Below are 12,773 nucleotides of genomic sequence, written 5' to 3'. Positions count from 1 at the left end.
CCGAAATGACGGGCTGTGTATTAATCTTCGTGATCGGGCAATGTACCAGATGGCGCGGCATAGGGGCGCGTGACATCGCGCAAACCGACTTCGAGCGCTTCGACCTTGGCCCGCAAAGCGCCGTCCCCTGCCAATGTCAGAACGACAAAGCCCTCCGCGTCGTCACCTGGCTCCCAAGAGACAGCGAGCACCTGCAGGATGAGGTCCTTGTCCGCTCGATCGACACCTTGACTCGACACGCTCAGCACATTGTCCACCACCAGAACAGATTGCACCCGCTCAACGGGGCGATCAAAGCGCTTTGCGATCTCCACGTCCTCCCACCGGACACGATTGATCAGCAGGCCAAGGCGACGCACCCCTTTCTGCCAGCGAATTTCAGTCACAGGCAGGACCGCATCCTGCACAAGGGCCGACAGAACGCCGAGGTCATCGACGTCCAGCGCGCCAAGGTTCAGCGGACGTTCGCCGCCATCTTCAAAACGCGCATCTTCGGTCATTGTCCCTGCACCCGCTCGATATTGGCCCCAAGTGCAGAGAGCTTTTCCTCCACATTTTCGTATCCACGATCAAGATGATAAACCCGGCTGACCAGGGTCTCCCCTTCGGCCGCAAGACCTGCAAGGATCAAAGAAACAGACGCTCGCAGGTCCGTCGCCATCACAGGCGCGCCTTTGAGCCGGTCGACCCCGTTCACTGTGGCGTGACCACCATGCACGTCGATGCGCGCGCCCATGCGGATCAACTCCGGCGCATGCATAAAGCGGTTCTCAAAGATCTTTTCCTCAAGAACGGAGGTCCCTTCGGCGGTGCACATCAGCGCCATCATCTGTGCCTGCAGGTCCGTTGGGAAGCCGGGGAAAGGCTCTGTGGTGACATCCACCGCCTGCACCCGGCCATTGCGGCGTGCGACCTTTAGGCCCTTTTCGGTTTGCTCAACGGAAATACCGGCAGCGTCGAGCTTTTCACAAAAGGATTCGACCAGCTCAATGCGTCCGCCCAGACACGTCACTTCGCCGCCGCAGATTGCCGGGGCCAGCATATAGGTGCCCAGCTCGATCCTGTCGGTGACAACGCTGTGGGTGGCACCGCCCAAACGGTCGACGCCCTGGATCGTGATGGTGGATGTGCCCTCCCCCTCGATCTGCGCGCCCATCTTTTGCAGACAATGCGCAAGGTCAACGATTTCAGGCTCACGTGCGGCATTCTTCAGAACCGTAGTTCCATTGGCCAGCGTCGCGGCGAGCAAGGCGTTTTCGGTTGCCCCCACGGACACAAACGGAAACTCGAACTCGCCGCCGCGCAGGCCGCCCGCGGGCGCCTTGGCATGCACGTAACCGTCGCGCAGATCCATTTCAGCGCCCAGCGCTTCCATCGCCTTGAGGTGAAGATCCACCGGGCGCGCCCCAATGGCACAGCCGCCGGGCAGCGAAACTTCTGCATAGCCATAGCGCGCCAACAACGGTCCAAGCACGAGAATCGAGGCACGCATCTTGCGCACGATGTCATACTCGGCCCGTTGCGACGTCAGCGCATGGCTCGACATCGCCAGCACCTTGCCGTCCTGCAATGCCGTGACCTCGGCCCCCAGCGATTGCAGCAACAGCGTCATTGTCCGTATATCCGACAAGCGCGGCGCATTGGTCAGCGTCAGTGGCTCCTCGGACAACAACGTCGCCGGCATAAGCGTAAGGCAGGCATTTTTTGCGCCTGCGATTGGGATATCCCCGTTCAGCGGGCCGCCACCCTTCACCAGAATCGAATCCATTGCAGTCCTGCTCCTAAGCCTTGTCGTCACTCTGATCACCGGGGCCGACGTCTTTGCCCGCCTGTTCGGCGGCGCGCGCCCTGGCCTGCGCTTTGCGCCGGGCAAGATTGGCCTTCAGCGCCGCCTTGAGGCGGTCCTCGCGCGCAGCCGCGCCATCCTGTCCGGTCTTACGAGTGCCTTTGTTCATGGATCGGATTTAGCCTGTTAAGGGTATCCGGTCCAGTGCGCGCGAGTTGGTGAAAATTTTTCGAAAAAGCCTCTTGTGCCCTTGGGCCTCCAAGGCTAGAAGCCCGCCACGGCGCTGCTTCAGCCAACATGCAGAGCCTTCCCGATTAGATGGGAAGCTCTATTTGCGAGGCAGATCTGGTTTACGAGCCCTACTAGAGCTCAGATGTGTCGAACTAAAATCGGCAACATGATCTAGAGATAAAGTGCTGTGGTAGCTCAGTGGTAGAGCACACCCTTGGTAAGGGTGAGGTCGAGAGTTCAATCCTCTCTCACAGCACCATTTATTTCCCGGTACTTTCGAGGCAGTAAGACAACGGCACTGTACGCCGCTGATATGTGCCAGTCCATATGCCAACCGGGCTTGGCACAATGGTCATGAACGTACTCTTGGCAAGGTTGATGGCACGAAGCAGCGCAAAGATCGCTTTTCTTTCATTCTGATCGTCCAGGAAAAGACACCACACCTGCGCCTACCGCCAAAAACAGAATGCTACGTCACGCGATGGGCACTGCGGACGCGTTCGGTTCCGTAAGAAAGGTCCGCGAGCGAAAGGCAATCTTCGCGCGGCGGGAAATGAAAGTTACGCGCCTGAAGGACCGGGACCCACTGGCGGAAATTGGTGGCCCGCAAAAGCTGTTGGAAGAATTGCGCCAACTTCGCAAGATGTCAGCGATTGCTCGTTCCATATTGTCGCGCAGCAATGACTTGCGCCTTTCCTCAAAACGTCAAAACGCCCCGAGAGGAATGAGGCGCGCGATAGATATCGAAGAAACTCAGCCCTCAGCCGAAGCCCTTGTCGGTAGACATCCCGACTATGGGGCGAAGCGGCCGCTACACCTGCTTATCCCCTAAAGGGACATCCCTGCGAAACGCCCCTTCGGGCAATGGAGACTGTCAGGTCGCTGACTTCCAAGTGTGTGTTGCCCAAATGCACGGCTGCACCGCACGCGGTATTTCCGTCACAGAGGCCGAGGGACACCTGCGGCCGAGACAATCGGAACCATGACGGAAATCCGACCTACGCAGCGGCGCTTGGTCAAACAAGAATCTCAAGTTTGGACCGTTAGCTCCCACTTGAACTGCCAACGGCGTCGATCAACGGTTTCCATGAAGGTTCTGCCGTTTTTGTTCGAATTTTCCTGTTGTCACTGCACGGTTCTGGAAACAGCAGACCTCGTCGGCACGCAAGTGTCCGCGCCTCAGAGCCAATGCCTTGAGGACACCGCTTTTCAGCCAAACAGAGCCCGGATTCGGTCGCTACCAGTGCCATGCAATGCGCGAAAGGCGCATCAAGCTGGCGCCTGAACAACGTCGCCTCTCGCAGATCAGAACGGTCGCTTAGACAACCTGCCGCGCCACCCTCCGGGAGCGCTGCCAAGCGAAACGAGCCCGTCCGATGTGCACCATTTGCCAAGCACGAGATCCCAGCATCACGACCTATGAAAGCCACATCTCCGATGAGATGGCAGCCTCAAATGGAACCGAGACCTCCGTTTCGGCAACATTGCCAAGCTACACCCTGGACCAGGTCGCACGTCAATTGACCCACGGCTACTGGAATCAAACCGGGCGAGATTGGCGCGCATTCGATGTCGAAAGCGGCGGCACGCTCAGTTACGATGTCTCTCAACTGGATACCAAAGGGCAAGCAACTGCGCTCCAGGCATTCGAGGCATGGGAACTGGCCACGGGCATTTCCTTCAGCGTAAGCACCAGCGGATCGGCGGATATCGTCTTTACGGACGATTATTCAGGTGCTTACTCCTACTCCTATGTGGCAGGTCACGAGATCACCCAGTCCTACGTCAACGTAAATACGGGCTGGCAGACGTATGGCGGCTATTATCTACAGACCTTCATTCACGAAATTGGCCATGCAATGGGCCTTGGCCACGCCGGCAATTACAACGGCTCCGCGAATTTTGGAACTCAGGCGCACTATCAGCAGGACAGCTGGCAGTATTCCATCATGTCCTATTTCGGCCAGTGGGAGAATCCCTACACCAATGCCTCCGCGAACTACGTTGCCACGGCGCAACTCGCAGACATGACCGCGATGGCTTGGCTTTATGGGGCGTCGACGACCGTAAATACGGGAAACACCGTTTACGGCGATGGCACGACGCTTTCGCAGGAAGGCATGGACCTCTCTCGGTCCTGGGCCGTGACAATCAATGACAATGGGGGGATCGACACCATTGACTTGAACAGCCGGTCCTCTTCGCAGCGCATCGACCTTCGCAGCGAGCACTTTTCCGATGTGGACGGCGAAGTCGGCAACCTCGCGATCATGCGCGGCACCGTCATTGAAAACGCCCGCACCGGAAGCGGCAACGACCATATCACTGGCAACGAAGGCAATAACTTTCTGGAAACCGGCAGTGGGGACGATACGATTGTCGCCTCAACCGGCGATGACACATTGAGCGGCGGCGCAGGCACCGACGAAGTGATCATGAATGGAAACTTCAGCGACTACAGATTTGGCGCAGAAGAGGGCCTCTCAATTGAGGATGGGGACGACACCACGATCCTGCTAGGAATCGAAGCCGTCATCTTTGCTGACGGTGCCGCGACAATCGCCGAGTCGGCAAATGAAACCACTCTGAGCTATATCGCCGATGGTGAGACCTTTGTCTCTCAAGTGGTCACTTCTGATACTTCTAACACGCAGGACTGGACCTCTCGCACCGATGCCTTCGACGCTGACGGAAAGCATCTGACACGCGTCACGGTCTTTGACGATGGGCGCATCGATAAAGAGGATTTTACAGGCTCAGGCGACCCAAGCGGTCCCACAACAGAAACTCTGGTGGACACCACCGGAACACAGAAATGGGAAACCTGGACCCAAACCCGTGACGAGAACGGCATCTTGCAAAGCAGCGAAATCGTCATGGACGATGGCGTTGTTCGCACCACAGTATACACCGATGGTGTTGCCTCCACCCTGACAGCAGTAGACACCCTCAATGCACATGGCTGGTCCAGCTACGTGGTCGCGTACGATTCGACAGGAGCACTCGCCAGCAACACAATGACGTTGAACAGCGGCGTTGAACGGGTCACGACGTACACTGATGGCGTTCGGACACGGGTGACGTCCACGGATGTCGCAGAAGTCCTGGCGTGGGGGACAAAAACTCAAACCTACGATTCATCCGGCGCCTTGTTTGAAAGCAGGCTGGATTTAGACAACGGAATCTGCCGTGAAACTGCCTTTGAAAACGGGCGAAAGACCTCTGTCACCACCACTGACGGGGACGACGTCATGCGGTGGACCAGCTACACTGACAGGTTCGACGCGGATGGCCAGCGCGTGTCGCAAAACATGGTGCTGGATAACGGTTTGGGAATCGAAAAGGCATACGCCAACGGCACGGTTGTGACCACCTCCGTCACTGACAACGAAGATCTCTACCGCTGGGACAGCTACGTCGATGCCTTTGATGAAAATGGGCAACGTGTCAGCCGGGTTCTTGTCAACGACAACGGGCTGGAAATCAAAAGTCTATATGAAAACGGTCAGCGCATTCAGGTCATCTCGACGGACGTCAGTGACATCTACAGATGGGAAACTTTGACGAAGTCCTATGATGCGTCCGGAACTCTCCAGGCTCAGCACATGAGAATGGACGACGGGCGTGAAATTACCCGAACATTTTCGAATGGCCTCGAAACGGCGACCACAGTAACCGATACAGACGATGCTTTCGTGTGGGCGAGTTACACCCATCATTTCGGCGACAACGGAGATCGCGAGAGGCATGTGCTGACCCGTGACGACGGGTTGCAAATTGACACCACGTTTACAGAGAACCTGCGCACCGCGGTGACAGTGACCGATGGGGGCGATCTTTACGGGTGGTCAAGCTATACAACCAACTTCAATACGGCAACGGGTCACGCCGTCGAACGCGTGCTCACCATGGATGACGGAGACGAATACATCTTCAGCTACATGGAACCGGATGTAGGCTTGGGCTGAGGGCGATACAAAAAGCCGGACTGCGCGTAGCAGCCCAGCTATGAATGCCACTTTTCGGCAGTGAACTGATGTCAGGCCTTGTCGAGCTCGAAAGCATCGTGAAGCGCCTGCACGGCGAGTTCCATATACTTGCGCTCCACCAGCACAGAGATCTTGATCTCCGACGTGGTGATGACCTTTATATTGATACCCTCATTGGCGAGCACCTTGAACATCTTGGCCGCCACACCGGTCGCTGACCGCATCCCGATCCCAACGACTGAAATCTTACAGACGCCGGTGTCCGCCTTTACTGCGGCGAAGTTGATGGCACCAGCGGCCTTCGCCTCTTCCATCGCCTTCTCGGCGCGCGACACCTGGTTCGTCGGACAGGAGAACGTCATATCCGTGCGCCCATCCTCGGAGATGTTCTGCACGATCATGTCAACGGTCACGCCAGCGTCGGCCAGTGGTGAAAAGATCGCCGCAGCGATGCCAGGGCGGTCAGCGACGGACACGAGGGTCATCTTCGCCTCGTCACGCGAATGGGCCACACCGGCCACAACCTTGTCTTCCATGATGTCCTCCTCGTCGCAGACCAGCGTGCCCGCCGCGTCGTTCATTTCCTCAAAGCTGCTCAATACACGCAGCTTAACCTTATAGCGCATCGCCAGCTCGACCGAGCGTGTCTGAAGCACTTTGGCACCCAGCGACGCCAGCTCCAGCATTTCTTCAAAGGCAATCTTGTCCAGTTTGCGCGCCTTTTCACAGATGCGCGGGTCGGTCGTATAAACCCCGTCCACGTCGGTGTAGATGTCGCAACGCTCCGCTTCGAACGCGGCGGCAAAGGCCACGGCTGTCGTGTCGGACCCGCCACGACCCAAAGTCGTAATGCGCCCCTCAGGAGAGATCCCCTGAAAACCAGCAACAACAGCCACGCGCATGCCTTCCCCGAACTTGGCCGCAATATTATCCGTCGGGATCGACTCGATCCGCGCATTGGCGTGGGTTCCAGTGGTTTGCAAAGGCACTTGCCAGCCCTGCCAGCTGCGCGCGGGCACGTCCATTTCCTGCAACGTCAGCGCCATCAAACCGGCGGTCACGTTCTCGCCAGAGGACACGACAGCGTCATATTCCCGCGCATCGAACAACGGCGAGGTTTCCTCGACGTATTTCACCAGCTTGTTGGTTTCGCCGGACATGGCCGAGACGATGACGATGACGTCATATCCCTTGGCCACCTCTACGCCGACGCGCTTTGCGGCGCGCCGGATGCGGTCCAGCGTGGCGACGGACGTCCCGCCAAATTTCATCACGAGAACGGGCATGGTTTCCCTTTCCTTGGGTCGGGAGCGGCTTTACGCCGCTGTATGCCCTTGCGCAAGTGTCAACCGTTTGTCCACGACGGAATAAACGCCGCTGCGAACCTGCGTTCAATAAGGATGTGGCCGCCCGTCCCAAGTCTCAAAACAGCCGGTGGTCTCCACCGACAAAGCCATGATTCGCGCAAGCAACCCCTCGCCCGCCTGCACCGGCGTGATTTCCGCCGTACTGCCCCCCATATCTGTCTGCACCCAACCGGGATGGTAGATGCCCACGGCCACACCGATCCCCTTCAGGTCCGCCGCGAGGTTCCGACCAAGATTCAGCGCCGCCGCTTTCGAGGCGCGGTAGATGTAGCTGCCACCGGGCGCGCGCTCATGCGAAGCCATTTGCGAGCTGATAATGGCAATTTTCGGGGACTCCGACAGTTGCAAGTTGGGAAGCAGGCTTTGCACGGTCAGAAAAACGCCCGTCACGTTCACCGCAAAGGAGTCGGCCCACATTTCGGGCGGATAGCCATCGGCCAACCTTTCCTCCCTGTCCAGGAAAACCCCTGCATTACAGACCACAGCGTCGATGGCCTGCCCCTCCAAAAGCTTGGCCAAATCACGCTGCGACGCAATGTCGGTCACGTCCAAAGGCAAATAGCCTGGATCGCTACGCGCCGTGCCGAGCACTTCATGCCCCTCATTGCGAAAGGCGCGATCCATGGCGGCGCCGATTCCACGATTTGCCCCGGTGATCAGGATTCGCATCTGTGTCTCCTCACTTAGTGCGAGTGAGCATAAGCGATCCGGCGTCTTGGAAAAGGGTCAGTTACTCTTGCGGGTCGGGGTGAAGGGAAGCGGCGCTATCTTGATGCCCTCTTCCACCAGCGCGCGCGCTTCCTCAGGCTTGGCCTCGCCCCAGATTGCGCGCTCGGGCGCCTCACCTTCGTGAATTTTACGTGCCTCTTTGGCAAAAGACGGACCAACATAATCAGACGTCTTCTCAACATGGGCTTTGAGAGCGGCCAACGCCTGCTCCGCCGGAGAGACCGGCGTTTCGGTCAAAGGCTTCTTTGGTGCTGCGGTGTCGCCATGACTGACGCGCGGAGCCATCAGAGCTTTCTCCACGTCGGCACAGCCGCACACTGCACAGGTCACATGCCCTGCGGAACGCAGTTTTTCGTAGGCGGTCGCAGACTGGAACCAACTGTCAAAGCTGTGACCTTCGGTGCATTTTAAGGCGTATTGGATCATTCCGAACCCTCAGAACATCACTGTAAGGTAACTGTATTAACAAAGACTTCAAGGATGCGGAAGCGCGTCCAGCACCATGGCGCAAAGCGCCTCCGGCCCAACCTGTGGACGCAACAGAGCTTTTGCGCGACGCCCCGCACGCGCCTGAGTGGTGGGATCCCCCAGCTTTTCCAGAGCCTGCGCAAGGCTGGCCGCATCCGTTACCTTCTGCGCAGCTCCCGCTTCATCTAATCTCGCATAGGCAGTTGCAAAGTTGCGGACGTCCGGCCCATGGATCAATGACGCCCCGTAAGCGGCCGGCTCATAAGGCGTATGGCCGCCGCGATCCGTCAGCGTTCCGGCGACAAAGACCCTACCGCAGGCCGCATACCAAAGCGCCATCTCGCCCATGGTATCCGCGAGATAGACCTCGCCGGTGGCAGGCGTATCCCCCGCGCTCCGTTGCCCGACAGTGAAACCTTCTGCTGCGATCATGGCTCTGATTTCACTGGCGCGACGAGGGTGGCGTGGCGCAAGGATCAGCCTCAATTCCGGCTCAAGAATCCGAGCCATCTTGTGCGCAGCCAGAACGACCGCTTCTTCTCCCGGGTGCGTCGAGGCCGCCAGCCACGTTCGCCCACGTTCAACGCCCTCCACAGGCGCCACCTCGGGTGCGGAGTAAAACGCTTTCAAATCCACAACCGGGCCCTCAGCCTCTGCGGGCACGCCCAACCCCTTCAGACGCTTGGCAGACCCGGCATCCTGCGCCGACGCGAAGGTCACGCGACCGAAAACCCGTTTCGCCAAATTGCCCAAACGCGCCCAACCGCGAGCCGTGCCGGGGGTCATCCGAGCGCCAAGGATTAAAACCGGACCGCCACAGAACAAGACCCGGTGCGGCCACACCTCTGATTCAAGTGTCAAATGAGCCGTGACAGTCCAGTCGCGCAGAACCCGTCGTGTCAGCCACCCCAGGTCGAGAGGCGCCAACCGCGCATGCACGCGGGGTAAACCCCAGCCAGCAACCATCTTCCGCCCGGTTTCTGTGTTCGCCGTAACGAGCCATTGAGTTTCGGGACGTTCCTCAACCAAGCGCTCCAACACCGGGCGCACCGAATTCAGTTCTCCATTCGACGCGCCGTGCAACCAGATATGCGCGCCCGGACGCCCCTTGGGCACGCGCAAGCGCGACATCCCATGGCGAAGCAAAACGACAATGGCAAACAGGCTGATGAGGCAGCGATACCGCAGCATGATCCCTCTCATGGAATTGATAGGTGACGAGTAGGCGGCTCCACGGCGACGCGCAAGACGCAGGCTGGACCTGCGCACTGATAGTAAATTCAGCGAAGGCGGCGATTGAGACCTTCTTCACGAACAGAGTGTGGATTAACGGAAAGGCTCCAATATTTCAGGCAGCTTGCGGCCGCCCTCGATCACAGGTCGCTATTCCCCTCCTGGCGCCGGGCTCTCAGGATGCCACAAATACGATAAAAATATCAAATTTCAGGCCATAAATGCAAATTTCTTATACTTTCCAGATCTACCCCCATATTTACCCACAACTCTTCTCGAAAGTCTCAAAAAAGCGCCCATCTCAACTGTGGATAACTCGCAAAGCGTCGCAATTTCAAAAACTTACGCGACCCCTGTAATTCCTGCGTCAAAAGTGTTCAATGCGCACGCAAATCGCCCCGATTTTCCCGCATAGCGGGAAAATTTCTACATGCATTCGGAAAAGCCATTTCCCAAACCGCTCGTGATGTTCTATCTCTTCACACCGCAGCTCAGGGGAGTTCGGCAAAACATGGCGCCCAATTCAGAATCGGAAAGCCGCAAGCTTCTAGGCCGGCTCAGGGATACGATGGCAGAGGATGCCGCCGGTCAGGCGCGCCTCGACAAAATCACTTACCTGACAGCAGACAGCATGAAAACAGAGGTCTGCTCGATCTATTTGTTCCGCGATCCCGAGACATTGGAATTGTGCGCAACCCAAGGTCTGAAGGAAGAAGCCGTTCACCACACGCGCATGAAGATGGGCGAAGGTCTTGTTGGACGTGTGGCGCGCAGCGGCAAAATGATCAACACAGCCGACGCGCCGTCAGAGCGTGGCTTCCGCTACATGCCCGAAACAGGCGAAGAAATTTACTCCAGCTTCCTCGGTGTACCGATCCAGCGTCTGGGCGAGAAACTCGGCGTTCTGGTGGTGCAATCCAAGACCCGCCGATTGTTTTCCGAGGATGAGGTCTACGCACTCGAAGTGGTCGCCATGGTCCTTGCCGAAATGGCAGAGCTTGGCGCGTTTGTCGGCGAAGGGGCTGCGCTGAAACAGCGCCACACGCAAGCGGTGCTGTTCCGGTGCGGCACCGGTCAGGAAGGCACCGCCATGGGTCAGGCTTGGCTGCACGAGCCGCGCGTCGTCGTGACCAACCTCGTTGGCGACGATCCCGACACCGAACGCACACGTCTGCAGGACTCCGTCGGCAAGCTGCGTATCTCCGTTGACGAAATGGTCTCGCGCGCTGTGGGAGATCAGGATCAGGTCGAGGTGCTGGAAGCCTACCGAATGTTCGCAAATTCCAAAGGCTGGCTAAAGCGGATGGAGGAGGACATCGATCGCGGCCTCTCTGCCGAGGCGGCCGTGGAAAAGGAGCAGTCCCAGGCACGTGCGCGCATGGCGCAGGTGACCGACGGGTATCTGCGTGAACGGCTGCACGACCTTGATGACCTGTCGAACCGGTTGCTTCGCATTCTGACCGGACAGGGCAACGAGACCGGGGCAAAACTGCCCGACAACCCTATCCTGATCGCGCGCAACATCGGTCCGGGCGAGCTGCTCGAATACGGGCGGAGTCTCAAGGGTGTCGTCCTCGAAGAGGGGTCCGTCGGCTCTCACGCGGCCATTGTCGCCCGCGCATTGGCGATCCCGCTGGTCATTAACGCAGAACGCATCACCAACGAGGCTTTGAACGGCGACCTCGTGTTGGTGGACGGCGATCAGGGCGTGGTCCACCTCCGTCCCGATGACACGGTGGTCAGCGCTTTCCGAGACAAGATGGCGATGCAAGCCAAAGCCCAGGAACGCTATTCCGTCCTGCGCGACAAGAAATGCGTGACTGCCGATGGCAGGCATGTGCAGCTGTTGATGAACGCTGGCTTGATGGCGGATTTGCCCTCGCTGGAAAGTTCGGGCGCGGAGGGCGTCGGCCTGTTCCGTACCGAGTTGCAATTTCTCGTGCGAAACAAGATGCCCCGCCGCATGGAGCTTGCCGCGCTTTATGCCCGCGTGCTGGACGCATCAAAGGACAAACGCGTCATCTTTCGCACGCTGGACATCGGATCGGACAAGGTTCTGCCCTACATGAAGCCGCAGGAAGAGCCGAACCCCGCTCTGGGCTGGCGCGCGATCCGAGTGGCATTGGACAGGCCCGGAGTGATGCGGATGCAACTTCAGGCACTTCTGCGCGCCGCCGACGGTCGCCCACTGACGATCATGTTTCCCTTCATTGCGCAGTACGAAGAATACGCGCGTGCGCGCGCCGAGGTGGATACCGTGCTCGTGCGCGAAAAGCGGCTTGGCCATTCGGTTCCCGAAAAGCTGGAAATCGGCTGTATGCTGGAAACCCCCAGCCTCGCCTTCGCCTCTGAACGGTTTTTCCGCGAGGTGGAATTCCTGTCAATCGGCGGCAACGATCTGAAGCAGTTCTTCTTTGCCGCCGACCGCGAAAACGAACGTGTGCGCCGCCGGTATGACTCTCTGAACGTCTCTTTCCTGACCTTTCTTGAAAGCATCGTGAAGCGGTGCGAGGCGACGCAAACCCCGCTATCCTTTTGTGGCGAGGACGCCGGCCGCCCGATCGAGGCGCTTTGCCTCGCCGCTATCGGTATTCGGACACTGTCCATGCGTCCAGCCTCCATCGGACCGGTCAAATCGCTGCTTATGCGATATTCGCTGACAGAGATCCGTGATGTGATCGAAGAAGCAAAGCTGCGCGGCGAGCAGTCGGTGCGCCAGGCCGTGATGGAATATCTCCGCGATTACTCCTGAGGTATTGGCCCCGCGCAACGAAAAAGCGCCCCGATCCGGGCGTTTTGCACCAGATCGGAGCGCAAAAGGTTCCGACGTCTTTCAATTGCCCTCTACCTTCTGGCCGAGAGCTCCGTGCACGCTTCTGCGCGACAGAAGCCCGTCTCCCCGCAGGTCCCGCGTTCATTCTCAGCGGCCTGTCATATTGGCTCTGGGGCCGGGCGATTATGCGAAGCGTT

General features: G+C 58.5%; 9 protein-coding genes and 1 tRNA gene. 3 read left to right on the top strand and 7 right to left on the bottom strand.

All coding sequences use genetic code 11. The features are described 5' to 3' along the window. Positions 1-20: 20 nt before the first annotated feature. The 3 genes from J4E08_RS09505 to J4E08_RS09495 are packed head-to-tail and all read right to left on the bottom strand — an operon-like array spanning position 21 to position 1,955. Positions 21-500 (bottom strand): DUF2948 family protein, encoded by a 480-nt coding sequence (locus J4E08_RS09505; RefSeq protein ID WP_349538262.1) that lies wholly within the window; start codon positions 498-500, stop codon positions 21-23. After that, entirely contained in the window at positions 497-1,768 is a 1,272-nt protein-coding gene (murA, locus tag J4E08_RS09500; RefSeq protein ID WP_349538261.1) for a UDP-N-acetylglucosamine 1-carboxyvinyltransferase, read from the bottom strand. The genes J4E08_RS09505 and murA overlap by 4 nt, the downstream gene beginning before the upstream one ends. Before the next feature lie 13 nt (positions 1,769-1,781). After that, positions 1,782-1,955 (bottom strand): hypothetical protein, encoded by a 174-nt coding sequence (locus tag J4E08_RS09495; protein WP_349538260.1) that lies wholly within the window; start codon positions 1,953-1,955, stop codon positions 1,782-1,784. 246 nt (positions 1,956-2,201) lie between these two features. Between J4E08_RS09495 and J4E08_RS09490 the strand changes: the two genes are divergently transcribed. Together J4E08_RS09490 and J4E08_RS09485 are read left to right on the top strand one after the other, a co-directional pair. Beyond that, positions 2,202-2,276, top strand: a tRNA-Thr gene (locus tag J4E08_RS09490). Positions 2,277-3,393: 1,117 nt separating this feature from the next. Continuing rightward, on the top strand, positions 3,394-5,985 hold the full coding sequence (locus J4E08_RS09485; RefSeq protein ID WP_349538259.1) for a M10 family metallopeptidase: 2,592 nt from the start codon (positions 3,394-3,396) through the stop codon (positions 5,983-5,985). 71 nt (positions 5,986-6,056) lie between these two features. Here J4E08_RS09485 and J4E08_RS09480 read toward each other — a convergent pair whose 3' ends face one another. The 4 genes from J4E08_RS09480 to J4E08_RS09465 form a co-directional block, all read right to left on the bottom strand. Continuing rightward, complete coding sequence (locus J4E08_RS09480; protein WP_183963328.1) at positions 6,057-7,292, bottom strand: aspartate kinase; 1,236 nt, start codon at positions 7,290-7,292, stop codon at positions 6,057-6,059. A 105-nt stretch (positions 7,293-7,397) separates the two neighbouring features. Next, positions 7,398-8,042 carry an SDR family NAD(P)-dependent oxidoreductase gene (locus J4E08_RS09475; RefSeq protein ID WP_349538258.1) on the bottom strand — a complete coding sequence of 215 codons (645 nt, stop codon included), beginning with the start codon at positions 8,040-8,042 and terminating at the stop codon, positions 7,398-7,400. A gap of 57 nt (positions 8,043-8,099) precedes the next feature. Beyond that, a complete protein-coding gene (locus J4E08_RS09470; RefSeq protein WP_349538257.1) occupies positions 8,100-8,528 on the bottom strand; it encodes a DUF1178 family protein in 429 nt (142 codons plus the stop codon). A gap of 48 nt (positions 8,529-8,576) precedes the next feature. Then, entirely contained in the window at positions 8,577-9,761 is a 1,185-nt protein-coding gene (locus tag J4E08_RS09465; protein ID WP_349538256.1) for a 3-deoxy-D-manno-octulosonic acid transferase, read from the bottom strand. 553 nt (positions 9,762-10,314) lie between these two features. Between J4E08_RS09465 and ptsP the strand changes: the two genes are divergently transcribed. Then, positions 10,315-12,555 (top strand): phosphoenolpyruvate--protein phosphotransferase, encoded by a 2,241-nt coding sequence (ptsP, locus tag J4E08_RS09460; protein ID WP_349538255.1) that lies wholly within the window; start codon positions 10,315-10,317, stop codon positions 12,553-12,555. Positions 12,556-12,773: the final 218 nt, after the last annotated feature.

It is taken from the genome of Sagittula sp. NFXS13, assembly GCF_040148795.1.
Classification (GTDB): Bacteria; Pseudomonadota; Alphaproteobacteria; order Rhodobacterales; family Rhodobacteraceae; genus Sagittula; species Sagittula marina.
Note: the sequence above shows the minus strand (reverse complement) of the source record. Positions and strands in the feature narration are given on the sequence as shown.